The sequence below is a fragment of the Candidatus Devosia phytovorans genome (genome assembly GCA_029202405.1).
GTDB classification, from domain to species: Bacteria; Pseudomonadota; Alphaproteobacteria; order Rhizobiales; family Devosiaceae; genus Devosia; species Devosia phytovorans.
Window position 1 is genome coordinate 756,390 of the sequence record CP119312.1, and the last position, 21,569, is coordinate 777,958.

Sequence of the window (21,569 nt, forward strand, 5' to 3'; positions counted from 1 at the left end):
AACAACGGATGAGGACAGCGATGAAGACGCGTGTATTGGGCCGGAATGGCCTCGAGGTTTCGGCCATCGGACTGGGCTGCATGGGGATCAACTATCATCGCGGCACCGACATGGCGCTGAGCGAGGCGGTGGGCTTCCTGCGGCAGGCGCATGAGAAGGGCATAACCTTCTTTGACAGCGCAGAGGCCTATGGGCCGTTCGGCAATGAGGAAATCCTGGGCGAGGCGCTGGCGCCGATCCGCGACGAGGTGGTGATCGCCACCAAGTTCGGGTTCAAGGACGGCGTGCCGGCCAATGGGTTGGATAGCCGACCCGAGCGCATCCGGCAGGTGGCGGAGGCATCGCTGAGGCGGTTGCGGACAGACCATATCGACCTGTTCTACCAGCACCGGGTGGACCCCAATGTGCCGATGGAAGACGTTGCCGGGACGGTCAAGGAGCTGATCGCCGAGGGCAAGGTGCGCCATTTCGGCGTCTCGGAAGCCAGCGCCGCCTCGATCCGGCAGGCGCATGCGGTGCAACCCGTCACGGCGCTGCAGAGCGAATATTCGCTGTTCTGGCGGTCGGCCGAGGGTGACGTGCTGCCGGTGCTGGAAGAGCTGGGTATCGGTTTTGTGCCGTTCAGCCCGCTGGGGCGCGGGTTTCTTACGGGGACGATTTCGGAGAGCACGCGCTTTGCCGACAGCGATCACCGCAACAGCAATCCCTATCTGAGTGGCGATAATCGTCGGGCCAACATGCCGGTGGTGGATGCGGTGCGCAAGATTGCGGCAGAGAAGCAGGCCACGCCGGCGCAGGTGGCCCTGGCGTGGCTTCTGAACCGCAAGCCATGGATCGTGCCGATTCCGGGAACGACCAAGCTGGACCGCGTCGTCGAAAATATCGGCGCCGCAGCGCTGGACTTCTCGGACGATGACATGGCGACGGTGGATGCGGTGTTTGCTGAAATCACCGTGCATGGTGACCGCTATTCGGCGGCGACACAGGCACAGGTGGACCGAAAATAGCCTAATACCGGCGGCGCAGGATGAGGTCGAGCAGGGCTTCGGTTTCGGCCATGTTCCTGAGCGGAGAAGCCGGGCTGGCGCGCCGCCGCAGCTCGGTCAGGTCCACGAAATCGAGCCCGAGGTCGTAGCGCAATTTCTCGTCAAGCCGGGAAAGTTCGACCCAGGCCCGGGCTGTCTGGCGATGCCGGCGCCAGCGGACAATGAATCTGAACAGACGGCGCCGCAGGCGGGTCGTGAAGGGGTCGTGTAACAACAGGATATCGGTGGCAGTCATGATGATCTCCTTGAGATGACCGGAGCGGGTGCGCCGCCCCGGTCTGCATGGGATTGGACTGTGGATGGTCAGACCTTGCGGACCAGCACTTCGGCATAGGCCGAGGGGATGATCAGCGTGCCGTCGGTGGCGCGGTTGAAGCTCTTGATTAGCTCCAGCAGGTCCGCTTCGAGGGCGGTGCGACCGGCTTCGTCGAGCGCGAGGAAGGCCTTGTGCACCGGGCCGTAGAAGGATCGGAACACATCGACGAAATGGGCCGGCGAGCGGTAGCGGAAGATGAAGTTGCGCTCGGTGACGTCAATCGGGCGGCCGGGGAAGAGCTTGGCCAGATGGGCAACATCACCCCAAAGCGCCGGCGACTGCACGCCGGCCGGAGGCGCTATGTGCTTGCCCAGGGTCTTGAAGACCTGGCCGATGAAGCTGGCGGGTGTCCAATTGGCAAGGCCGATATGGCCGCCGGCGCGGGTGACGCGCAGCATTTCGGCAGCGGACTGATGATGATTGGGCGCGAACATGACGCCGAAGGTCGAGAGCACATAGTCAAAGCTGCCGTCGGCAAAGGGCAGGTCTTCGACATCGGCGACGGCGAAGGTGACCTCCAGGTTTTCTGCCGCGGCCCGAGCGCGGCCCTTGTCGAGCAGGCTTTCGACATAGTCGGTGGAAGTGACCTGGGCAAAGCGGCGCGCCGCGGCGAGCGTGGCATTGCCATTGCCGGCGGCCACATCGAGGACGGCAGCGCCGGGGCGCAGGTCCAAACTCTCGCAAAGCTGTTCGCCGACGATCTGCAGCGTGGTGCCGACCACGGCATAGTCGCCGGATGACCAGGCAGCATTCTGGCGCTGCTTGATGGCGGTATAATCGACTGGCTGTTCGGCCAGGGCGTGAACAGAAGACATGGATCAACTCCGTGATTGGATACGGAGCGGGTTTTTAATAGGGCGGCACGAGCGCCGCGTCATCCGTTCGGATGAGGGAGCGGCCAAGATGCGTTTTTGTTGCGTAGCCCTGCTGGCCTTCCTCTGAGAGGTGAGGACTAGAAAGGTGGTTGTAGCCTCTGCGGTGCGAGCGGGCTGGCAAAGGCGGCGATGAGTTTGACGATATCGGCCTGGCGGCGGGTGTCGGTCTTGCTGAAGATGTGGCTGAGATGGGTTTTTATCGTTGCTTCGGAGAGACCGAGATAGGTGGCGACGTCGGCGACCTTGTCGAAGCGGATGGTGGCCAGCGAGACGCGCAGTTCGGCGGGTGTCAGCTCGAAGGTGTGGGCCAGGCTTTCGGGCACGGAAAGCGGGTCGAAGCTAGCGGGCTGGATGAAGAGGGCGGCGACGGCTTGGCCGACATTGCCCGAGGCGTGCCCGGCGAGGGGCAGGGCGTAGACGACAAAGCGCGCGCCGGAGGTGGTTTCGAGGGTGACGGAATGCGGGGCCAGTTCGCCGGCCTTGGGCAGGAGGTCGCGCATGCCGGAGCGGTCGAGGCGGAGGAAGCCACGCTGGCCGCTCGACAGGCTGCTGCGGCCGAGCAGGTCGTCGGCCGCGTGATTGGCGTGGACCAGACGCCCTTCGGCATCGACGAGAATGACCGCGACGGCGAGGGCATCGATGGTGTCGCGGAAGGTGTCGGCGCGTTGATTGGCAGCGCCGACGGCGTTGCCGATCCGGATGGCGCGGCGGATATGGGGCGCCAGCAGGCCGATGCGCTGGCGCATCTGTTCGTCACCCAGGCCGTCACGCTCGTTGCGGAAGACGCCGAAAATGGTGGACCAGTCGCCGTGGCGCTCCAGCGTGGCCGAGCCGAAATCGACCATGCCGAGGGGGAAGGCCCATTCGCGGGCGAAGCGCGTCTCGGCGAAATCCTGCGGCGCGACATGCTGGCTGATGATGACGCCCTGCTCGACAGGCGAGAAGACGTGGATGGAATTGTTGGGATCGATGGTGGCCCAATGATCGAAATACTCTTTCGTCAACGCGGGATCGAGCCGGCCGTCGTCATACAGCAGTTGGCGGCGCTGGCCGGTGACATTTTTGGAGAAGATGGCTGCGGACGAGCCGCCGACAAACAGGCGGCAGGCATCGAGCACCGTTGGCCAGTTGTCCGGCGCAATGGCAGCGTCGTAAATGGTGGCTATCAAATCCAGCGCATCGCCCTGAGCGACGCCATCTGGCACCGTACCCTCGCGCATCGCGCGCCCCTCGATTTGGGTAGCCGGATCTCCCATCCGTGGGCCTAGAATGGCCGGAAATTAAGCATTTGTCGAATCAGGGCAAGATTTTGTGGAGCATCAACAGGATGGCTGCCGCGAACATTTTTGCCCAGCTGTCGAAATGACAGATGACCATTCGTCGTGAGGGCATGGGGCGATATTGGGGTCGCCGATTGGGAGACTGTGAATGAAGATCGCGGGTTGGATATTGAGCGGGTTGATCGGGCTGTTCCTGGCGGGGGCTTCGGCGTTTCCGAAGTTCGTGACCATGGATGCGGCTGTGGACTCGATGGAGGTGGTCGGCTGGCCGGTGAAATACCTGGTGCTGATCGGGGTGATCGAGGTGGTCTGCGTGGTGCTGTTCCTCATTCCGCGGACGGCGCTGCTCGGTGCGGTGCTGACCACGGGACTGTTGGGTGGATCGCTGGCGGCGAACCTGCGGGTGGATAATCCGCTGTTCAGCCATACCCTGTTCAGCATCTATCTGGGCGTGCTGGTCTGGGCGGCGCTTTGGCTGCGCGAGGAGAAGGTGCGGGCGGTGTTTCCGATCGTTCGGAAGACGGGCGCATGAGCGTCATCGGCTGCCAGTGCGGCAAGGTGCGGATCGAGATCACCGGTGCGCCGATCATCGTGGCGGAATGCCATTGCAATTCCTGCCGCGATGGGGCGGGGCGGATGGAGGGGCTTGAGGGCGCGCCGCGCGTGATCGGGAGCGGCGACGGGTCGCATTATGTGCTCTATCGCAAGGACCGGGTGCAGATCGTTGCGGGGGAAGAATGGCTGCGCAATTTCCGGCTGAGCCCGAAATCGCCGACACGGCGGGTGTTTGCCGCCTGCTGCAACACGCCGGTCTTTACCGAGTTCAAGGGCGGTCACTGGCTGAGCCTTTATGCCAACTTGTGGCAGGGGCATGACGTGCCGGCGCTCGATATCCGTACGCAGACCGGCGATGCGCCGGCGGGAAGCGTGCCCGAGGATGGTGTGCCGACAGGCGGCTGGGAGACGGTCAAGTTTTACGGCAGGCTGCTGGGCGCCTGGATTGCCATGGGGTTCAAACAGCCGCCGGTGGCGCCGGATATGGTCGAGGTTCAGCTCGAACGTCGCTGACGATCTGCGCGGGATGTCCGTCGAAGGTGATGATGCGGGTGGCCAGGCTTTCCGCGTCATGGGCCTGATGGGTGGTGAAGAGCACGGTGGCGCCGGTGCGGGCCATGTGGGCGGCAAGCAGCCGGTGCATGTCGGCGACCAAGGCGGGGTCAAGCGAGACGAAGGGTTCGTCGAGCAGCAGCAGATCGGCATTGGTGCAGAGGGCGCGGGCCAGAGCGACGCGGCGTTGCATGCCGCCGGAGAGGGTTCGGGGCCAGGCGTTGGCCTGGTCGGCGAGGCCGACGCCGGCGAGTGCAGTGTGGGCCGTTTCGGCCGGCAGGTCGGGCGCGGCGAGGCGGATGTTGTCGAGGGCGTTGAGCCAGGGCAGGAGGCGGGCGTCCTGGAAGACCATGCCGGGCGGTGGGGCGTTTTGGGCCGAGGTGTCGCCGATGCGGATGGTGCCGGCATAGTCGGTGTCGATGCCGGCGATGAGGCGGAGCAGGGTGGATTTGCCGACGCCAGAGGGGCCGAGCAGGGCGGTGACGCTGCCGGGTTCAAGGCTGAGTTGAAAGTGTGCGAATACGGGCGTGGTCGCGGCGGGGAAACGCTTCTCGGTGATGTCGATGGTCAGGCCGGGCGCCATTGCAGCAACTTTTTTTCGAGGGGGCGGAGCAGGCCATATTCGAGGGCGACGACGACGAGGATGAAGGCGGCGGCATAGGCGAGAATGCCTGTGATATCAAAGAACTGGAACAGGACGCTGACGCGGTAGCCGACGCCACCATCGCTGCCCAGGACTTCGAAAACGAGGACGATCTTCCAGATCAGCGACAGGCCGGTGCGGGCGGCGGCGAGCACAAAGGGCGTGAGCTGGGGCAGGAAGACGAGCTTGAGCCGGCGCCAGCGGGAGAGGCGGAGGGCGCGGGCGAGTTCGTCATAATCAGCAGAAAAGCTGCGGACGCCTTCGCGGATGGTGGTGATGACCAGCGGCACCTTGTTGACGATGACGGCGAGGACCAGCGCCAGGTCGGTCAGGCCGAGCCAGATATAGAGCACAATGGCGACGACGATGGCGGGGAGGTTGAGGCCGACAATCAGCCAGCCGGAAAAGAGTCGGTCGAGCCAGGACTGGCGGCCAAGGGCGATGCCGAGAGCGGTGCCGATCAGCATGGCGAGGATGAAGGCCAGGCCGGCGCGGAAAAGCGTCTTGCCGAGATCGGTGAGGAGGCGGCCTTGGGTGGCGAGTTGGAAGAATTCCTGCACCACGGCGATCGGCGTCGGAAAGAGGCGATGGGCCAGCAGCATGGCGAGGATCTGCCAGAGCAGCAGGAGAAGCGGCAGCGACAGATATTCGAGCGCTGCCGAGCTGCGCCGGGACGCGGTTATTTTCGGTATCCTTGCCAGAAGGTGCCGGGGGCCAATTCGGTCTGGGTGCCGACAAGGTCGCTGCCGCCATAGCGGGCGAGGAGGGCGAAGGTTTGCGCGGCGGACTGCATGTTGTCGGGATCGTAGCCGGTGACGATGCCGGCGCTGTAGTCGTCGCGCAGCTGGGCCCAGAGGTCGAGATCGTCGCCAGCGCCCATGATGTCGACGAGGTCGAACCAGGGGGTGTCCTCGGTGAGGAGGATGGTCTTGGCCTCGAAGGAGGCGTCGAGGAAGGCGGTCAGCGCTGCGGTCCTGGTTTCGGCGGTGGCGTCGGTGAAGGTCCAGCCGAGAAGGGGCGGCTGGGTGGTGACGCCGAGGTCTTTCAGCATGTCGGCGACGGAGAGAAGCTCGCTCATGCCGGCGACCTTGGCGCGGGCGTTCCACTGCCAGAAGTTGAGCGCCGCATCGACGCCATGGGCGGTCAGCAGTTCGTTGACCAAAGGTGGGGCGCCATAGTTGGCGTCGACGTCGTCGACCAGGGTCTTGCCGGTGACGCTGTTGTAGAAGGCCTGGAGAATGATCCAGCTCTTGTCGACGGGACCGCCACCGACGGCGATGGTCTTGCCGGCGAGGTCGGCGACCGAGGCGATGTCGCTGTCGGGTGCGACCATCAGGCCGCCGACGGCGAGGGAATGGGGCACCATGGTGACCATGTTGCCATCGCCGCGCTGCAGCGAGACCCAGACAAAATCGGAGAGGATGACATCGGCGGCGCCGGTCAGCAGGGCGATCTGGCCGGCGCGGCTATCGGCCAGCGGGCGGATGTCGAGGGTAATGCCGTGCTTCTTGTCGAGGCCGAGCATCTTGATGGTCTCGATCTCCCATTGCACGGTGCCGCTTTCCTGGACGCCGATGGTCAGGGTTTCCTGCGCCGAGGCCAGGGTGGTGGCGCCGGCCAGGAAAAGGCCGGCGACAAGGGTTGTGAGCGGGCGGGACATCAGGCGGCGGTGACGCGCCAGATGACGTCGCCGACGTCGTCGGCCATCAGCACTGCGTTGTCGGCAGCCAGGGCCACACCGACCGGGCGGCCGTAGGAGTATCTCTCATCGGGCGAGAGGAAACCGGTGAGGATGTCCCTGGGCAGGCCGGAGGGCTTGCCCGCTGCGAAGGGCACGAAGGTCAGCTTGTAGCCGCTGAGCTTGCTGCGGTTCCAGGAGCCGTGCTGGCCGATGGCCATGCCGGCGGGAAAGCCGGGCAGGGTGTTTTCGGGCAGGTAGCAAAGGCCGAGCGAGGCGGTGTGACCGCCCAAGGCATAGTCGGGGTGATCCTGGGTGGATGCGGGATGGGCCGGGTCCTGGGTGACGCGGTCATCGACCACGCCCCAATAGGAAAAGGGCCAACCGTAGAAGCCACCGTCGCGGACCGAGGTCAGGTAATCGGGCGGGGTTTCGTCGCCAAGGCCATCGCGCTCGTTGACGACGGTATAGAGCGTCTGGGTGGTGGGCTCGAAGGCCATGCCGACGGGATTGCGCAAGCCGCCGGCGAAGATGCGGGAGGTGCCGGTGGCAATGTCATATTCGTGGATGCAGGCGCGGTTTTTCTCGGCGGCCATGCCGGCATCGCCGATATTGCTCTGCGAGCCGACGGCGACATAGAGCCTGGATCCATCCTTGCTGGCGATAAGATTGCGCGTCCAGTGGCCGCCGGGGACGAGGTCCATCAGCTTCTTGCCGGGCGTGGTGATTTTCGTCGTGCCCAGCTCATAGGGATAGGCCAGCAGAGCATCGCTGGCGCCGACATAGAGCGTGCCATTGAGGTAGACGATGCCGAAGGGCTGGCGGACGTTTTCGATCAGGGCATGGCTGATTTCGGCTATGCCGTCGCCATCGGCATCGCGCAACAGGGTCACGCGGTTGGGGCTGGTGCCGGCGGCGCGGGCGCGCTTCATGGTAACGGCCATGGCATGGTCGAAAATGCCGACGGGCTTGCCGGATTCACCCATGGATTCAGCGACCAGCACATCGCCATTGGGCAGGACATGCATGTTGCGCGGGTGGACAAGGTTGCGGGCAAAGGCATTGACCTTGAGGCCGGGCGCCGCCTTGGGCGTGTTGCTGGCTTCCCAGCCCATGGCGGTGGGCATCTTGAGGGTGGGGATGGCGCCCTGTGCCTTGGGAGCCGGCATCTGTGGATTGGCACCGAAGACGGGCGGGCGCGGGCCGTCGTTGGAATGGCGGATGGCCACCGCAGCGCCACCGATGGCGGCCACGATGCTGGCAAAAATGGAATTGAAGCCGGTATTGGAGCTCATGGCGTCCCCCTAACGCGAGAAAATGCTTCGCCCCTGATGACACTCAACGGGGGCGAAGCACAGATACAATAATGACCGATGGGCCGAACCGAAGGTTCAGTGCACGCGGATCGATGACAGGCTGTGCACCAGATACTGGTTGAGCACGGGCTGCGAGACGCTGATGCGCTCGCAATAGGACTGGAAGAAGCGGTCGCGGCACACCGAGACATTGGTGCCCTCGAGGCGGACGGATGCGAAGGCATTGTCCATGCCATTAAGCGCCAGATCCTTGGTCACGTGGCCGGTGCTGAAGCAGTATTCGGCACCGGTATAATTGGTGCCGGTGTAGAAGCAGGCGGTGCCGCCGCGGTCATAGGTCGCCGGGATGTCGCCGAAATCGATCGGTCCCTTGACCGACCAGCCGCGGCCGGTGTCACCGTCGACCAGGCACCAATTGCGCTGGCACCGCAGCACCTTGATCGTCGAGTCAGCCGCGATGCTCCCCGTGACGGCATAGGCCCGGCTGGGGCCGTTGCGAAGGGTGAGCGTATCGGTGCTCCAGGCGTGGGTGCCAGATTCGGAGGCCGCAAAGGCGGTGGTCGAGGCGGCGGCGAAGAGCATGACGGCTGTCAGCAGGCGGGCGATGCAGTGCATGGCAGAATCCTGTGCGTGTGGCGAGGGAGACTAGCGCGCCCGGACTGAAGCGCCAATAGGTCAAAATCAAAGGGCGCGGCCGAAGCCACGCCCTTTGCGTTCATAGTTGTGCCGGATTTAACGAACCCGGACCGAAACGATGTAGTCGTCGAAGTCGCCAAGCGCCGAGGCGCTGGTGGTGTAGGTGCGGCAGTTGCGATAATTGGCTTCCGAGCAGACCTGGATGTTGAGACCATCAGGATTGTCGATGGACGAGATCATGTCGGACCAGTCGCCGAGGTTGCGCATGTTGTCGCCCTGCTGCAGGCAGAAGCTTGCGCCGCGATAACGCGTGCCGTCGAAGAAGCAGGCTTCGCCGTAAGTGGGCTGTACGACGGGCGGCTGGACTACGGGCGGCTGTACCGGAGGACGAGGCGGACGCGGGGGCTGCTGGCCGTTGCCGATACCGATGCTGATGTTGGGACCACCGGGGCCGGTGGGGAAGTTGAAGGAGAGGCCGGGCTGGGTCGGATTGACCGGGGCACCGCCGCCAGCGCTCAGATAGGATGCCGAGACCCAGCCATCCGGGCCGGGCTTGGCGATGTAGCACCAGGAACCCTGGCACTGCTGCACATCGACCTGGTTGCCGCGACGCACGGTATCGACCACGGCATAATTGGTGCCCGGGCCGGAGCGCACGTTGACGTTGCTGGTGACGGTGCCGGGGGCCGCATTGGCGGCTGGCAGGAAGACGACAAGCGCCGTTGCGGCAACGGCAACGCCGGTGGCAACATTCAGCAGCATCTTGCGGGTATGGCGATTCATATGAGCGGCTCCTCTCGTCTGACCGGTCCGGCCCCAGGATGGGGCGACGCTTCTCGGCGGCCAGCTGTTTTGCTCAAGAAACGGGAGCACGGAGAAAAGAGTTCCGGCGCCCCGGGTCAGTTGTGATGAGGCTGCTGCCCCGGTGTGACGCCGTTACATCACCTTTGCGGTGAACGGGTCAGGCCGGATCGATCTTGCGCTTGCTGCCGTCCTCGTTGAGGGCGACATAGACAAAGCGGCCTTCGGTGACCTTGACGCGATCGGCGAGGCGATTGCGGCGGGCCCAGGCTTCCATGCCCACGGTGATGGAGGTGTTGCCGACGCGCTCGACGGTTGTGTAAATGCAGAGCACGTCGCCCACCTTGACCGGGGCGATGAAGGTCATGGCTTCAACGGCCACGGTGACGGTGCGGCCCTTGACGCGTTCGACGGCGGCAATGGAGCCGGCGATGTCCATCTGGCTCAGCACCCAGCCGCCGAAGATGTCGCCGGCCGGATTGGTATCGGCGGGCATGGCCAGGGTGCGAATGGTCAGGGCGCCATGGGGTTCGGTCGCGTCGGTATTCATGATCAGGGTCCTTTCACGGGCCAGCGCCCAAACGCTTCTTCCCAGTGCTTGCGGCAGAGCGAGATATAGTCGGCTTTTTCCGGCTCGACAGTACTACCTTCGGTCTGTACCCGGCCATGCTGGTCACGGCGGACCACCATGGTGGCCTTGGCGCCGCATTCGCAGATGGTGCGGATTTCGCGCAGGGTATCGGCGATGCCCAGCAGTTCGGCAGAGCCGGTAAAGGGGCGGCCGAGGAAATCGGTGCGCAGGCCATAGCACATGACCGGAATGTTGAGACGATCGGCGACATGGGCGAGCTGCCACACATGCTCGCGCGTCAGGCACTGGACTTCATCGAGAAAGACGCAGTCGACCTTGGCCTCCTCGGTGTGGTCACGAATGCGGATGAAGAGATCGTCCGCATCTTCGTAGAGCTCGGCCGGCTCGGAAATGCCCAGGCGCGAGCTGATGACGCCGGGCTGGCCACCGGCATAGGCGGCGCAGGTATAAAGGAGCGGGCGCATGCCGCGTTCGCGGTAATTGTGCGCGGCCTGCAGCAGCAAGGTGGACTTGCCGGCATTCATCGCCGCGTAGTGAAAATAGAGCTTGGCCATGGTCTGGTTGTGCCGTAGCCGATGGCGGTGCGCGAGCGGAAAGTCGGGTGGCTCCACACAAAAAAAGACCGCCCCGAGGGCGGTCAGAAGAGCCGAGCGTTTCGGCGGGAGAACCGGGGTTGGCGACCGGGTTCTCCAAAGGGCCGGGCGCGACGTGGGGAACGTGGGGCGCGGCGGGGTCCGGTCAATGGGGACTGTCCGGAACAAAATCGACCCTAGTGGGGGCGGATGACAGTGGGGTGACGGTATTGTTCAGCGCGCGTTCAGGCGCATTATCCCATTGTGGATAAACGAGTGGTGCTGACCTGGAGACGAGACGTGATGCGCAAGATTGTAGGCCTATTGGCCACCCTCTCCCTGATGATCGGCAGCGCCGGCGCAGCTTCGGCATCGCCCAATGGCATCTGGGAGCTGGATAGCCGCGATACGCGGGTGCAGCTCGAACTCTGCGGTGACGGCACGCAGATCTGCGGGCAATTGGTGTGGTTGTCGGATGCCGACTACAACCAGCGCTACCAGAAGTATCTCAACGCGCCGATCGCCACTGGCCTGCGCCAGACCTCGGGCAATGAGTGGAAGGGGAAGATCACCTTCATGGGGGTCAATCTCAATGGCGGCGTGATCCAGCACAGCGAGGACCACATGACGCTATCGGGCTGCGCGCTGCTCGTGGTCTGCAAGAGCTACGAGATGTATCGCGTCAGCAACTGACGCTTCTGGACGCTTTAGTTGGTCGTACGCGGTATATGGGCGCGGCGTCGCGCCCATAGCGGGGGCAGGGCCTCGACGGCGAGGATTGCGACAAAGACCAGCGTCGCGCCGGCATAGCCGATGGGCGGCAGGCGATCGCCGAGCAGGAGTGCACCACCCAGGGCGGCGAACAGGGTCTCGGCCGAGAGGATGACGGCGGCATTGGCCGGCGGCACATATTGCTGGCCGATGGCCTGGAAGGTAAAGGCCACGCCGGTGGAAAGCACGGCGGCATAGGCGATTTCCATCCAGCCGCCGGAAATGCCCTCAAGGGTCGGCGTTTCGAGAATGAAGGCGAGGCCCAGCGCCACGGCGCCGGCAAAGAGGAAGCTGAAGGCCGAGACGAAAACCGGCAGGCCGGTGGTGCTGGCAATGCGGCCGAGCAGGATCACATGCAGCGCCCAGAAGACGGCGCCCACGGTGATGAGGCCGTCGCCGGTGTTGAAGCTGTCGAGCCCGCCGCCGTTGAGATAGTAGATGCCGATCAGGGCCAGCGGCACGCAGACATAGATGATCGGATGCGGACGACTGCGGAACAGGATGTAGCCGAGCAGAGGCACGAAGAAGACGTAGAGCCCGGTGAGGAAGCCGCCATTGGTGGCGGTGGTGGTGGCAAGGCCCGCCTGCTGCAGCCAGGAGCCCATGAAGAAGACCGAACTCATGACAAGGATCAGTGCCCAGTTGGCGCCAGTCAGTTGCAACGGACGGCGCTGACGCTCCCACAGGCCGAGCGGCAGGACGAGCAGGCCGCCGATGAGGTAGCGCACGCCGGCAAAGGTAAGCGGGCCCATGGAGTCCATGGCCGACTTCTGTGCTACGAAGGCAAAGCCCCAGAGCATGGTGCAGATGAGGAGCATCAGGGCGGCGACGGGGCGGGACATGTTCTTGGGACTCTTTTTGGGTGCGGGCGCACCGATAGGGCTTTGCATGTTCCCTTATGCGGTCACACCCACGGTGTCACCCCGGCCTTGAGCCGGGATGACATCGAGAGTGCGGGAGCGATTGTGCTTTGGCGAAGCTCCTAACGGAGTTCTCTATCCAGCGCTTCGATCAGCTGCTGGATTTCCCCAGGCGTTGTGTAGTGGACGAAGGAGAGGCGCAGCACGCCGTGGTCGGGGGCGATGCCGACGGCTTCGAGCAGGCGGTAGGCGTAGAAATGCCCGCCGCTGGCCATGATACCGTGGTTGGCAAGGCGGGCCGCGACAGCGGCGCCAGGTTCGCCGAGGCCAAGAGCGATTGTCGGGGCGCGGGTTTGCGGATCATCGGGGCCGATGATGCGGACGGAATTTTTCTGGCGCAGATAGTCGAGCAGGGGTTTTGCCAAAGCGATTTCCTGGGCGCGCATGGCGGCATGGGCGCGACGGAAAGGGTCGGCGCCCTGGATCTCCTCGCCGGCGAGGCTGGCGACGGTTTCGAGATAGTCGACGACGCCAGCCGTGGCGGCGATCTGGGCGTGGTCGGGGCCGGCCGGGGTCAGGCGGTAGCGCGGCTTGCCCTCGTTGAAGTAATGGCCCTGGTTGGGCAGCGACAGCGCCAGTTCGGGGCGTACGGCCATGACGCCCTGATGGGGGCCGTAGACCTTGTATGCCGAGAAGAAATAGATGTCGGCGCCAAGCGCTGCCAGATCGGGCAGGCCGTGCGGAGCGTAACTGACGCCGTCGATGGCGGTGACGGCACCGACAGATCTGGCGCGGGCGGCGATCTCGGCGACAGGATTGATCTCGCCGGAGATATTGGAGCAATGCGGGGCGGCGATCAGCCTGACCTTGCTGTCGAGCAGATTGTCGAGATCGCCGAGGGACAGCCGGCCGGTGTGGGGATCGACCTTCCACTCGCGGATTTCGGCGCCCATCCTGGACAGCCGGCGCCAGGCGCCGCCATTGGCTTCGTGGTCCTGATTGGTGACCACCACCACATCGCCAGGCTTGAGCCAGCCGGCGAAGGCATTGCCGAGCACATAGGTATTGGCGGAGGACGACGGGCCGAAATGGATCCAGTCGGCGGTGACGTTGAGCGCCGCGGCCATGCGCTCGAAGCTCTGATCCATGGCAAGGCCGGCATCGCGCGAGGCGGGATAGACGCCATAGGGCTGGACCTTGGTGGCGCGGAAGAAATGGTCGAGCCGGTCGAGCACATGACGCGATGTGTAGGAACCGCCGGCATTTTCGAAGAAAGCCTGACCCTTGAGCGAAGGTTCGGCGAAAGCGGGGAAGTGTTCGCGCAGGCGCGCGGGGTCGAGAGGCAGGGCGGTCATGGTCGATCCAAATCTGTGCCCGAGATTGGTAGGGGATCGGACCAAAAAAGCAAACCCCGGCCATCATGGCCGGGGCTGCTGCGACAGTCACTGGGGCGGAGACTGCCGCGCGTTTTGCTTCGACAAGGAGGTCAGGGTCGAAGCAAACTGGTGATCGATCAGCCGTTGGCCGGCGGTGCCTCCGGGGCATCGGCCGGAGCCGGGGTGCCTTCCGGGGCAGCTGGCGCTTCCGGGCCACCGGGGTGGCGCGGACCATGCTTGCCGAAGCCGGGGAAGCCGCCTTCGGGGCGCTGCGGCATCAGGCCAGCGGTCTGCTCTTCGGTCAGGCTGTCGAAGAAGGCCTTGGCCGCAGGCTGCACCGACTGCAGGGCCTCGAGACGGGCGGTCTGGAGGGCGATGGCATTGTCGAGGCGATCAGCCAGATTGAGCGCGGCCGGGGCCTCGCCTTCGGCGGGCGGGGTGGGGCGCAGGCCTTCGGTTGCCGTGGCGAAGTCGGCTGCGGCGGCGATGGCTGCGGTCTTGAAGGCGTCGAACAGGGGCTGCTGCTCGCTGGTCAGGTCGACCCGGTGGCTGAGGCGAACCAGAGCAATTTCGATGGCTTCGGCGCCACGTTCGACGCTGAAGAAGCCGCCTTCGCCGCGTGGGCCGCCAGGCGCGCCGGGACCCTGGTTGTGATGGCGGAAGTTGTTTTCCTGCTGGGAGTGCGGAGCCTTGGGCGCAGCCTCCTGCGCGAAGACGGGAACGAGGGCCGTTGTGCCCAGGGTTGCCGTGAGAAGTGCCACGATGGCGGTTTTGGAGATCGTCTTCATGGGTGGTTTTCCTTTGCATGGGAGCCGGATCAATCGGCGAAAACGACACTAGCTGCGTCGACCTGTTCCCGACCTTGCGAGAGCATGAAGAGTTGGTCAGGTTGGTAATGAAGGGGGAATTGCCATGATCGAGATCGTCAGCGATCCGTTTCCGAGCGATACGGCGCTCAGCGTGCTGTGGCTATCGGCCTGGGGCGAGCTGGGGCCGGACAGCTTTGCCGAGATCCTGGCGCGGAGCCTCGCCCATGTCGGCGCCTTCGAGGGGGAGCGGCTGGTGGGTTTCGTCAATGTGGCCTGGGATGGTGGCGTGCATGCCTTTGTGCTCGATACCTGCGTGCATGCCGATTTCCAGCGGCAGGGCATAGCCACGCGCCTGCTGTCCAGGGCGACGGAGCTGGCGCGCGACCGTGGGGCGCATTGGCTGCATGTGGATTTCGAGCTGCAGCTGACGACGCTCTATCGGGCGGCGGGGTTCGGGCCGACGGCGGCGGGGCTGAAGCGGCTGCGCTAGGCGTCAGCCGGCGATATATTCCTTGAGCGCGTCGGCCTCGTGCTCGACCTCCTCGATCTTGCGCTTGACCACGTCGCCGATGGAGATGATGCCGATGAGACGGCCGTCGTCTACGACGGGCATGTGGCGGATGCGCAGGCGGGTCATCTTTTCCATGACATCGGCTACGGGGGTCTGACGGGCGCAGGTGATGACGCGCTGGGTCATCACGTCACCGACGCGCAGGGCCATGGTGCCGACGATATCCTTGCCGAGGCGGCGGATGATGTCGCGTTCGGACAGAATGCCGGTGATGATGCCATTGTTGTCGGTGACGACGAGGGCGCCGATATTGTGGGCGTTGAGCGCGGCCACGGCGTCGGCCAGCGTGGCATTGGCGGCCAGTGTATGCACCGTGCCGCCCTTGGTCTGCAGGATGGTATCGACAAGCATGTTGAAGTCCTCCTGCAAGCGAGTGTGGACCCAAGTCACGCACACAGCAATAAAAAAGGGCCGACGCGCGGTCGGCCCAGAGGGTCAGTCAGGAGAAATGGAGGTCAGGTCTTGCGCTTGCCGGTCACGGCCCAATGGGTGTGGGCGCGGCGACGGGCTGGCGCCTCGACCGGCAGGTTGCCGCGCAGGGCAAAGCGGGTCACTTCAAACAGCACGGCGACAACGAGGATGGTCAGCGGCACCATGAAGACGGCGATCTGTGCGTCGGGCTGGCTGGCCAGATTGGCTGCAGTGGCCGGCGTCACGGTGACCGCCAGGGCAGAGGCTGCGCCGATGCTCACGAGGGCCGTGGAGGCGATGGCGAAGCGCTTGAAACTTTTCCGCTTTGGGGACGTAGATTTGTGCATGGGATCAACGTCGAACCTTGTCGTTGCGATCGGCGTTATTAGCCATGCGAATGCGGTTCGAGTTTGTGTCGATTTTGGTTTGTCACGTACCATTTGAAGGCAAGAATGTGGCCGCGTGATCGCGCGGGCCACCGGCAGGAGGCCAGCCATGCGCATGATCCTTGCAGTCATACTGATGGTGTTGGGCCTCTGTGCGCCGGCCCTGGCGCAGGAGGAAATGCCCTGGCAGGCGAGCGTCAGCGGGCAGATCGAGGCGTTTCGCAGTGGTGACGGGGAGACGGCGCTCAGCTTTGCCGGGCAGGCGTTTCGCAGCCAGTTCGACGGACAGCCCGAGGCTTTCATCGTCGCCATCGGGGCGATTGGCTATACGCCGATCGTCGAGTCGCGGTCGCATGGTTTTGGCTCGTTCAACCGGATCAGCGATACCATGGTGATGCAGGTCGTCAAATTTGTCGGGCGGGACCAGTCGCTATACGAAGCGATCTATCAACTGGCTGATGAGCCGGGCGAGGGCTGGCGGGTGCAGGGCGTGGTGCTGCGCAAGGAAGCCGGCATCGGCATTTAGGGCCGACGCCAGCGGGTGAGGGGATCATTCATAGGCATGTGCGCCAAAGTCGCGGGTCCGGTTCTGCGGGCGGCGCGAGAGCAGCGTCACGACCGCTTTGGTCAGCGGCATGAGCAGGCCGCCGGACAGGTTTTGCCTGGGTTCGGGAAGACTGGAGGCTTCGGGTTCGTTCCAGGCCTGATCATAGGCTTGCTTGAAGAGATAGCTGGCGGGGATCATTTCGTTCTCCTTTGCATTCATTGTGTTGAATCGATTCAATCTGATGCTCCAGATGTGGCTTGAACCGGTTCAAATCTGACTCTTGCGCAGACGGAAGTCAAGCAGAATTTGAACCGATACAAAAACCGTGCTAGAGCATGGATATGCAAACAGAAATCGGCCGGCAATGAGCAAGACTGTCTCGATCAAGCTCAAGGATGTGGCGCAGGCGGCGGGGGTTTCGCAGGGCACGGCGTCCAATGTGTTCAGCAAGCCGGACGTGGTGCGTGACGAGGTGCGCGAGCATGTGCTGGCGGTGGCCAAGAAGCTTGGCTATGCCGGGCCCAGCGTGACCGGGCGGCTGTTGCGGCAGGGCAGGGTCAATGCCGTGGGTGTCGCCGCGATCGAGCCGCTGAGCTATTTCTTCGAAGACCTGTGGGCCCGCCAGCTGATGGCGGAGATTTCCGATATCTGCGATGCGCGCGGGGCCGGGGTAGCGCTGGTGTCGGCGCGCAGCGACGAGCGGTTGGACTGGAATATCCAGTCGGCGCTGGTCGACGGTTTCATCCTGCTTTGCGTGGAAGGTGGCGAGCGCCTGGTCGAGATCACGCGGCAGCGGCAATTGCCCTATGTGGCGCTGGCCATCGGTGCCGACGACCAGTCGGTCCCGGCCATTGGCGTCAACAATTTCGTTGGGGCGAAAGTGGCGGCGGAGCATCTGCTGGGGCTCGGGCACAGGCGGTTCGGCATTCTGTCGACCATGCTGCGGGATGGGCAGTCGGGCCTGGCCGATCAGGCGCTGGTGCGGGCGGCGTGGTATTCCACCTCGCGTGACCGTGCGCTGGGCTATTGGGCAGCGCTGGAGGCCGCGAGCATTGCCATAGACAGCGTGCCGCTGTTCGGCACGCTGGAGAACGAGGCCACCACCCACGCGGCCATGGCGGAAATGTTTGCTGGCAAGACGGTGCCGACGGCGGTACTGGCCATGTCGGACAAGATCGCCATGTGGGCGGTGGACTGGCTGTTCCGTTCGGGCCGCAACGTGCCCGGCGATGTTTCAGTGGTCGGTTTTGACGGCGTGCCGGAGGCGGCGGTGGCGACGCCAAAGCTCACGACCATGGCGCAGCCGATGACCGAGATTGCGCGGCTGGCAGTGGAAGCGGCGCTCGACGGCACGCAGGTGAGCGGTCGCCGCGTGCTCGATACGCAGCTGATCGTCCGCGAAAGCACAGCTGCGCCCAAGACATAGCTTGCCAAGGCGCGGGAAATCCATATCAGTCAGCCTTGGAATTTGCGGGAGGTTGTTATGGGTTTTCTGTCGGAAGCACTGGAGCGCGTGGCGCCATCGGCGACGGTGGCGATTAGCCAGAAGGCACGCGTCATGGCGCAGGGAGGTCGCGACATCATCGCGCTTTCGGCCGGGGAGCCCGATTTCAACACCCCGCTCAATGTGCGTGAGGCCGCCATCAAGGCGATGGGCGAGGGCAAGACGCGCTATACCAATGTCGACGGCATTGCCGAACTCAAGGAAGCGGTGGCGGCAAAATTCCGGCGCGACAATGGGCTCGATGTCACGGCAGCGGATTGCTTTGTCTCCTCGGGCGGCAAGCAGATCATCTTCAATGCGCTGATGGCGACGCTCAATCCGGGCGACGAGGTCGTGGTACCGGTGCCCTATTGGGTGAGCTATCCGGAAGTCGTGCGGCTCTGCGGCGCGACGCCGGTGTTTGCCGTGGCCGATGATACGACCGGCTTCAAGCTGGCGCCCGAGGTGCTCGAAGCGGCGATCACACCCAACACGAAATGGCTGATCCTCAACACGCCAAGCAATCCGACCGGCGCGGCCTATTCGGCCGAGGAATTGCGCGGGCTGGCCGATGTGCTGCTGCGGCATCCGCATGTGCATATTCTCACTGACGATATCTATGAAGTGCTGGTCTATGACGGCGGTACTTTCGCGACGATCGCGCAGGTCGAGCCAAAGCTTATGCCGCGCACGCTGACGATGAATGGCGTTTCCAAGTCGCATGCGATGACCGGCTGGCGCATCGGCTATTGCACGGGACCGCGGGCTCTGCTGGCGGCGATGACCAAGCTGCAGGGGCAGTCGACCACCAATCCGAGTTCGATCTCGCAATGGGCGGCGGTTGAAGCCTTGAACGGGCCGCAGGACTTTCTCGCGGAATGGCGCGAGGTGTTTCAGCAACGACGCGACATGGTGGTCAAGGGGCTCAATGCAAATACCGGGCTCGACTGCCTGACGCCGGCGGGCGCCTTCTACGTCTTCCCGTCGTGCAAGCGACTGCTGGGCAAGACCAGCGCGGGTGGCGCAAAGCTGACCACGGACGAGGATTTCGTCATGGCGCTGCTGGAGGAAACCGGCGTGGCTCTGGTACATGGCGCGGCGTTTGGCCTGCCGGGGCATTTCCGGCTGAGCTATGCGGCGAGCAATGCGGAGCTGGAAGAGGCGGTGAAGCGGATCCAGGGTTTCTGCGCGGGGATTGTTTAGGCCGGATGCCACGCCCTCGTGGTTCGAGGCTCGGCAAGGGCCTCGCACCTCACCATGAGGGCTACTGAGAACGCGATCTAGCAACAGCCCTCATGGTGAGGTGGGCGCGTAGCGACCCTCGAACCACGAGGGCGTGCCCCAAAGCTTATTTCCCCATCCACGACATGAAGCCGGTGCTGTCCCCGCCGGCCTGGGCGAACATCTGGGTGAGCTTGCTGGTCGAGACATAGCTGTCGACGGCGGCCTGGTAGAAGCTGTCGCTCCAGCCGGCGGCCTGGCGTTCTTCGGCGCTCATCGAATTGAAGATCGACATGATGTTCTGGCTGAAGGCGGTCGGGTCGCTGGACTTGGCGGCGTTCTGGAAGCCGGCGACCAGGGCCGCGCCGCTCTTGCTGCGCATGGCGGACTGGGCGGCGCTGATTTCGGGCGCGGTGAACTTGCCCGTTGTGTCGAGCACGATGGAGGACAGGGTGCGGCTATCGAACTTGGACATGTCGATATAGCTGCCGACCGTGGTGGCCTTGTTGAAGGTGGGTGCCTTGCCGCCTGCGACCGCATCGGCATAGAGCGCATCAAGGGTCTTGCGGGCCGTGTTGGCGACCTCGCCAATGGGCAGGGGCTGGACCTGTTCGCCGGCCTCGACCACGGCGAGATAGAGCGCGACGGGATCGTCGTCCACCTCGGGCATGGTCTTGGGATCGGCCTGCAGCTGCTTTTGTGCCTCGGTGATGGCGGCACGGCCGGCGATCCAGTCATCGCCATCCTTTTCCTCGGCGCCGAGGCTATCGAGATATTCGGCGGCAGCCTTGTAGAGGCCGGTGAAATTGCCGGTGACCTTGGCAATGGCAGCGGGGCCGGCAAGGGCGGCTTCGAGGCGACGCTGCATTTCGAGGCCGGCGGCGTCCTGCTCGTCGGCGGCAAAGCTCTCGTCGGTCGCCATGGCATAGAGCTCGCGCGCATCGAGGCTGGAGAGGTCAAGCGCCAGCTTGCCGTCCTTGATGGGCGAGGTGCGGTCGGCTTCCTTGAGCAGGGCATCCAGCTTGGCGCGCGCTTCGGTCAGCACGGTGGCGAAATCCTTGGCGGCAAGAGCGGCCTTGGCCTCGTCGGAGAGCGTGACAGAGGTGGCCGATTGTTCTGCGGCAGCGGCGGCTGCGGTCGTGGTGGCCGGGTTGGCGGCGCTATTGGACGTGCTGGCCGCTATGGAGGCGGCGGTCTTGTAATAAGTGCTGGTCGAATAGGCGGTGCTAACGGCAACCATCGGTCATGCTCCTGCGGTCGGTCATCAAAATCGATGCAAATGCCGTGCCGTAGGGATAAGTCTTGGATTTCAGATAGTTGACTTCAGCGGCCTATTGCCGGGCGGCAGATCTTGCCGGTCCGAGGCGGCAAAAATGGCCGGAAACAAAAGGCCCCGCCCGAGGGGATGGGCGGGGCCAAGGGGTCATCGGCCGAAGCTTCTGACCTTGGAGGAGCGGGCTAGCGGTGGTTGCGCTTTCGAACCGGAAAACCGGTATCCACTTTCCTGAAGCCGCGCCGTTCGCGTCGCTAAACTGTCCATAGGACTATCGGACCGGTGAGAACGCGGCACAATCGCGCAATGGGAAAGGCTGCCATGCAGAATTGCGGAAAGGGGCAAAAAAAGAGGCCCCAACCGAAGTTGGGGCCCGATGATAGGGCCGAAGCCAAATCGAGTGTGGTTCCGCGCAAGGGAGGAGGATATGCGCCGAACCGGTGGACCCAGGCCGAGGGAGGAGGATACGGCCTAAATCCGGTGTCGCAAGAAGCGGGTCCGAGGGAGGAGGATACGGAGCGGCTTCACCAGCGACAAAGCCAATATAGGTTTTGATCGTTTGGTCAGCAATGCATAGGTCAACATGACTGCCATGCATTGGATGCAGCGACATTCTGTCAACCATACAAGGGCTTAGCGACCTTTGCGGAGGGAGAATGCGGGTGCTGACAATTGGTTGCAGGGTGGAAGCGAGACTGTGGGCGGCCTGGGCCATTCGGGCGCGGCCCGTGTGGCATCCTCGGCTTCAAACTCGCCACTAACGCGTTCTTCGGAGGGTTTGCGGAAAAGAAAAAGGCCTCGTCCGAAGACGAGGCCTGAAAAGTGAGGCAGAGAGCAAGGGAGGAGGATATGCGCTCTGCCAGTGAACCTTGATCGAGGGAGGAGGATACGATCTCGGTTCGGTGTCGCGATACGGGGTCCGAGGGAGGAGGATACGGAGCGCGTCTCAGCGACACGACCTATATGTACTCTACCCGCCTGATAGACAATGGGTGGATG

26 protein-coding genes are annotated in these 21,569 nt (G+C 64.1%); 8 read left to right on the forward strand and 18 right to left on the reverse strand.

Features of this window, described 5'->3' with window-relative positions:
* Nucleotides 1-20 precede the first annotated feature (20 nt).
* Nucleotides 21-1,007: an aldo/keto reductase gene (locus P0Y65_03710; GenBank protein ID WEK05373.1), complete on the forward strand. Its 987-nt coding sequence runs from the start codon at nt 21-23 to the stop codon at nt 1,005-1,007.
* Nucleotide 1,008: 1 nt separating this feature from the next.
* Here P0Y65_03710 and P0Y65_03715 read toward each other — a convergent pair whose 3' ends face one another.
* From P0Y65_03715 to P0Y65_03725, 3 genes are all read right to left on the reverse strand, one after another.
* Complete coding sequence (locus P0Y65_03715) at nt 1,009-1,281, reverse strand: hypothetical protein (protein WEK05374.1); 273 nt, start codon at nt 1,279-1,281, stop codon at nt 1,009-1,011.
* Between the two features lie 68 nt (nt 1,282-1,349).
* Complete coding sequence (locus tag P0Y65_03720; protein ID WEK05375.1) at nt 1,350-2,177, reverse strand: class I SAM-dependent methyltransferase; 828 nt, start codon at nt 2,175-2,177, stop codon at nt 1,350-1,352.
* A 137-nt stretch (nt 2,178-2,314) separates the two neighbouring features.
* The gene (locus tag P0Y65_03725) at nt 2,315-3,457 is read right to left on the reverse strand and encodes a LuxR family transcriptional regulator (GenBank protein ID WEK05376.1); all 1,143 of its coding nucleotides are present in this window, start codon (nt 3,455-3,457) and stop codon (nt 2,315-2,317) included.
* Nucleotides 3,458-3,665: 208 nt separating this feature from the next.
* Here P0Y65_03725 and P0Y65_03730 point away from each other — a divergent pair, with 208 nt between their 5' ends.
* Together P0Y65_03730 and P0Y65_03735 are read left to right on the forward strand one after the other, a co-directional pair.
* A complete protein-coding gene (locus P0Y65_03730; GenBank protein WEK05377.1) occupies nt 3,666-4,049 on the forward strand; it encodes a DoxX family protein in 384 nt (127 codons plus the stop codon).
* Entirely contained in the window at nt 4,046-4,585 is a 540-nt protein-coding gene (locus tag P0Y65_03735; protein WEK05378.1) for a DUF6151 family protein, read from the forward strand. Before P0Y65_03730 ends, P0Y65_03735 begins: the two co-directional genes overlap by 4 nt.
* Here P0Y65_03735 and P0Y65_03740 read toward each other — a convergent pair.
* The 8 genes from P0Y65_03740 to P0Y65_03775 all read right to left on the reverse strand — a co-directional run bounded on the left by P0Y65_03740 (nt 4,530) and on the right by P0Y65_03775 (nt 10,844).
* On the reverse strand, nt 4,530-5,207 hold the full coding sequence (locus P0Y65_03740; GenBank protein ID WEK05379.1) for an ATP-binding cassette domain-containing protein: 678 nt from the start codon (nt 5,205-5,207) through the stop codon (nt 4,530-4,532). The genes P0Y65_03735 and P0Y65_03740 overlap by 56 nt on opposite strands.
* Nucleotides 5,192-5,869 (reverse strand): ABC transporter permease subunit, encoded by a 678-nt coding sequence (locus P0Y65_03745; protein WEK05380.1) that lies wholly within the window; start codon nt 5,867-5,869, stop codon nt 5,192-5,194. Before P0Y65_03745 ends, P0Y65_03740 begins: the two co-directional genes overlap by 16 nt.
* A gap of 77 nt (nt 5,870-5,946) precedes the next feature.
* A complete protein-coding gene (locus tag P0Y65_03750; protein WEK05381.1) occupies nt 5,947-6,927 on the reverse strand; it encodes an ABC transporter substrate-binding protein in 981 nt (326 codons plus the stop codon).
* Entirely contained in the window at nt 6,927-8,240 is a 1,314-nt protein-coding gene (locus P0Y65_03755) for a sorbosone dehydrogenase family protein (GenBank protein WEK05382.1), read from the reverse strand. The genes P0Y65_03750 and P0Y65_03755 overlap by 1 nt, the downstream gene beginning before the upstream one ends.
* A 96-nt stretch (nt 8,241-8,336) precedes the next feature.
* Nucleotides 8,337-8,876, reverse strand: coding sequence for an SH3 domain-containing protein (locus P0Y65_03760; GenBank protein WEK05383.1), 540 nt, complete (start codon nt 8,874-8,876; stop codon nt 8,337-8,339).
* Nucleotides 8,877-8,993: 117 nt separating this feature from the next.
* The gene (locus P0Y65_03765; protein WEK05384.1) at nt 8,994-9,680 is read right to left on the reverse strand and encodes an SH3 domain-containing protein; all 687 of its coding nucleotides are present in this window, start codon (nt 9,678-9,680) and stop codon (nt 8,994-8,996) included.
* Nucleotides 9,681-9,858: 178 nt separating this feature from the next.
* Nucleotides 9,859-10,248, reverse strand: coding sequence for an acyl-CoA thioesterase (locus tag P0Y65_03770; GenBank protein ID WEK05385.1), 390 nt, complete (start codon nt 10,246-10,248; stop codon nt 9,859-9,861).
* A gap of 2 nt (nt 10,249-10,250) precedes the next feature.
* On the reverse strand, nt 10,251-10,844 hold the full coding sequence (locus tag P0Y65_03775; protein ID WEK05386.1) for a thymidine kinase: 594 nt from the start codon (nt 10,842-10,844) through the stop codon (nt 10,251-10,253).
* 321 nt (nt 10,845-11,165) lie between these two features.
* Here P0Y65_03775 and P0Y65_03780 point away from each other — a divergent pair, with 321 nt between their 5' ends.
* Complete coding sequence (locus tag P0Y65_03780) at nt 11,166-11,555, forward strand: DUF2147 domain-containing protein (GenBank protein ID WEK05387.1); 390 nt, start codon at nt 11,166-11,168, stop codon at nt 11,553-11,555.
* Between the two features lie 14 nt (nt 11,556-11,569).
* On the opposite strand, the gene P0Y65_03785 is transcribed toward P0Y65_03780, so the two are convergent.
* From P0Y65_03785 to P0Y65_03795, 3 genes are all read right to left on the reverse strand, one after another.
* Nucleotides 11,570-12,475 (reverse strand): DMT family transporter, encoded by a 906-nt coding sequence (locus P0Y65_03785; GenBank protein ID WEK05388.1) that lies wholly within the window; start codon nt 12,473-12,475, stop codon nt 11,570-11,572.
* Nucleotides 12,476-12,615: 140 nt separating this feature from the next.
* A complete protein-coding gene (locus tag P0Y65_03790; GenBank protein WEK05389.1) occupies nt 12,616-13,848 on the reverse strand; it encodes an aminotransferase class V-fold PLP-dependent enzyme in 1,233 nt (410 codons plus the stop codon).
* A gap of 158 nt (nt 13,849-14,006) precedes the next feature.
* Nucleotides 14,007-14,657: a Spy/CpxP family protein refolding chaperone gene (locus P0Y65_03795; protein ID WEK05390.1), complete on the reverse strand. Its 651-nt coding sequence runs from the start codon at nt 14,655-14,657 to the stop codon at nt 14,007-14,009.
* A gap of 124 nt (nt 14,658-14,781) precedes the next feature.
* On the opposite strand from P0Y65_03795, the gene P0Y65_03800 reads away from it, so the two are divergent.
* Nucleotides 14,782-15,168 carry a GNAT family N-acetyltransferase gene (locus P0Y65_03800; protein ID WEK05391.1) on the forward strand — a complete coding sequence of 129 codons (387 nt, stop codon included), beginning with the start codon at nt 14,782-14,784 and terminating at the stop codon, nt 15,166-15,168.
* Nucleotides 15,169-15,171: 3 nt separating this feature from the next.
* On the opposite strand, the gene P0Y65_03805 is transcribed toward P0Y65_03800, so the two are convergent.
* Nucleotides 15,172-15,600, reverse strand: coding sequence for a CBS domain-containing protein (locus tag P0Y65_03805; protein ID WEK05392.1), 429 nt, complete (start codon nt 15,598-15,600; stop codon nt 15,172-15,174).
* Nucleotides 15,601-15,704: 104 nt separating this feature from the next.
* Nucleotides 15,705-16,007, reverse strand: a complete 303-nt coding sequence (locus P0Y65_03810) for a hypothetical protein (protein ID WEK05393.1) — start codon at nt 16,005-16,007, stop codon at nt 15,705-15,707.
* A 148-nt stretch (nt 16,008-16,155) separates the two neighbouring features.
* Between P0Y65_03810 and P0Y65_03815 the strand changes: the two genes are divergently transcribed.
* Nucleotides 16,156-16,572: a DUF4864 domain-containing protein gene (locus P0Y65_03815; protein WEK05394.1), complete on the forward strand. Its 417-nt coding sequence runs from the start codon at nt 16,156-16,158 to the stop codon at nt 16,570-16,572.
* A gap of 24 nt (nt 16,573-16,596) precedes the next feature.
* On the opposite strand, the gene P0Y65_03820 is transcribed toward P0Y65_03815, so the two are convergent.
* Complete coding sequence (locus tag P0Y65_03820; GenBank protein WEK05395.1) at nt 16,597-16,791, reverse strand: hypothetical protein; 195 nt, start codon at nt 16,789-16,791, stop codon at nt 16,597-16,599.
* Between the two features lie 166 nt (nt 16,792-16,957).
* Here P0Y65_03820 and P0Y65_03825 point away from each other — a divergent pair, with 166 nt between their 5' ends.
* Nucleotides 16,958-18,019, forward strand: a complete 1,062-nt coding sequence (locus tag P0Y65_03825) for a LacI family DNA-binding transcriptional regulator (GenBank protein WEK05396.1) — start codon at nt 16,958-16,960, stop codon at nt 18,017-18,019.
* Nucleotides 18,020-18,076: 57 nt separating this feature from the next.
* Complete coding sequence (locus tag P0Y65_03830) at nt 18,077-19,279, forward strand: pyridoxal phosphate-dependent aminotransferase (protein ID WEK05397.1); 1,203 nt, start codon at nt 18,077-18,079, stop codon at nt 19,277-19,279.
* 145 nt (nt 19,280-19,424) lie between these two features.
* Here the strand turns inward: P0Y65_03830 and P0Y65_03835 are convergent, their stop codons facing one another.
* The gene (locus P0Y65_03835; GenBank protein ID WEK05398.1) at nt 19,425-20,537 is read right to left on the reverse strand and encodes a hypothetical protein; all 1,113 of its coding nucleotides are present in this window, start codon (nt 20,535-20,537) and stop codon (nt 19,425-19,427) included.
* Between the last annotated feature and the right edge of the window lie 1,032 nt (nt 20,538-21,569).

Excerpts from the sequence above, each read along its gene's own strand:
- P0Y65_03710 (WEK05373.1), top strand. The coding sequence starts at position 21 with ATGAAGACGCGTGTATTGGGCCGGAATGGCCTCGAGGTTTCGGCCATC.
- P0Y65_03715 (WEK05374.1), bottom strand. The coding sequence starts at position 1,281 with ATGACTGCCACCGATATCCTGTTGTTACACGACCCCTTCACGACCCGC.
- P0Y65_03720 (WEK05375.1), bottom strand. The coding sequence starts at position 2,177 with ATGTCTTCTGTTCACGCCCTGGCCGAACAGCCAGTCGATTATACCGCC.
- P0Y65_03725 (WEK05376.1), bottom strand. The coding sequence starts at position 3,457 with ATGCGCGAGGGTACGGTGCCAGATGGCGTCGCTCAGGGCGATGCGCTG.
- P0Y65_03730 (WEK05377.1), top strand. The coding sequence starts at position 3,666 with ATGAAGATCGCGGGTTGGATATTGAGCGGGTTGATCGGGCTGTTCCTG.
- P0Y65_03735 (WEK05378.1), top strand. The coding sequence starts at position 4,046 with ATGAGCGTCATCGGCTGCCAGTGCGGCAAGGTGCGGATCGAGATCACC.
- P0Y65_03740 (WEK05379.1), bottom strand. The coding sequence starts at position 5,207 with ATGGCGCCCGGCCTGACCATCGACATCACCGAGAAGCGTTTCCCCGCC.
- P0Y65_03745 (WEK05380.1), bottom strand. The coding sequence starts at position 5,869 with ATGCTGCTGGCCCATCGCCTCTTTCCGACGCCGATCGCCGTGGTGCAG.
- P0Y65_03750 (WEK05381.1), bottom strand. The coding sequence starts at position 6,927 with ATGTCCCGCCCGCTCACAACCCTTGTCGCCGGCCTTTTCCTGGCCGGC.
- P0Y65_03755 (WEK05382.1), bottom strand. The coding sequence starts at position 8,240 with ATGAGCTCCAATACCGGCTTCAATTCCATTTTTGCCAGCATCGTGGCC.
- P0Y65_03760 (WEK05383.1), bottom strand. The coding sequence starts at position 8,876 with ATGCACTGCATCGCCCGCCTGCTGACAGCCGTCATGCTCTTCGCCGCC.
- P0Y65_03765 (WEK05384.1), bottom strand. The coding sequence starts at position 9,680 with ATGAATCGCCATACCCGCAAGATGCTGCTGAATGTTGCCACCGGCGTT.
- P0Y65_03770 (WEK05385.1), bottom strand. The coding sequence starts at position 10,248 with ATGAATACCGACGCGACCGAACCCCATGGCGCCCTGACCATTCGCACC.
- P0Y65_03775 (WEK05386.1), bottom strand. The coding sequence starts at position 10,844 with ATGGCCAAGCTCTATTTTCACTACGCGGCGATGAATGCCGGCAAGTCC.
- P0Y65_03780 (WEK05387.1), top strand. The coding sequence starts at position 11,166 with ATGCGCAAGATTGTAGGCCTATTGGCCACCCTCTCCCTGATGATCGGC.
- P0Y65_03785 (WEK05388.1), bottom strand. The coding sequence starts at position 12,475 with ATGTCCCGCCCCGTCGCCGCCCTGATGCTCCTCATCTGCACCATGCTC.
- P0Y65_03790 (WEK05389.1), bottom strand. The coding sequence starts at position 13,848 with ATGACCGCCCTGCCTCTCGACCCCGCGCGCCTGCGCGAACACTTCCCC.
- P0Y65_03795 (WEK05390.1), bottom strand. The coding sequence starts at position 14,657 with ATGAAGACGATCTCCAAAACCGCCATCGTGGCACTTCTCACGGCAACC.
- P0Y65_03800 (WEK05391.1), top strand. The coding sequence starts at position 14,782 with ATGATCGAGATCGTCAGCGATCCGTTTCCGAGCGATACGGCGCTCAGC.
- P0Y65_03805 (WEK05392.1), bottom strand. The coding sequence starts at position 15,600 with ATGCTTGTCGATACCATCCTGCAGACCAAGGGCGGCACGGTGCATACA.
- P0Y65_03810 (WEK05393.1), bottom strand. The coding sequence starts at position 16,007 with ATGCACAAATCTACGTCCCCAAAGCGGAAAAGTTTCAAGCGCTTCGCC.
- P0Y65_03815 (WEK05394.1), top strand. The coding sequence starts at position 16,156 with ATGCGCATGATCCTTGCAGTCATACTGATGGTGTTGGGCCTCTGTGCG.
- P0Y65_03820 (WEK05395.1), bottom strand. The coding sequence starts at position 16,791 with ATGATCCCCGCCAGCTATCTCTTCAAGCAAGCCTATGATCAGGCCTGG.
- P0Y65_03825 (WEK05396.1), top strand. The coding sequence starts at position 16,958 with ATGAGCAAGACTGTCTCGATCAAGCTCAAGGATGTGGCGCAGGCGGCG.
- P0Y65_03830 (WEK05397.1), top strand. The coding sequence starts at position 18,077 with ATGGGTTTTCTGTCGGAAGCACTGGAGCGCGTGGCGCCATCGGCGACG.
- P0Y65_03835 (WEK05398.1), bottom strand. The coding sequence starts at position 20,537 with ATGGTTGCCGTTAGCACCGCCTATTCGACCAGCACTTATTACAAGACC.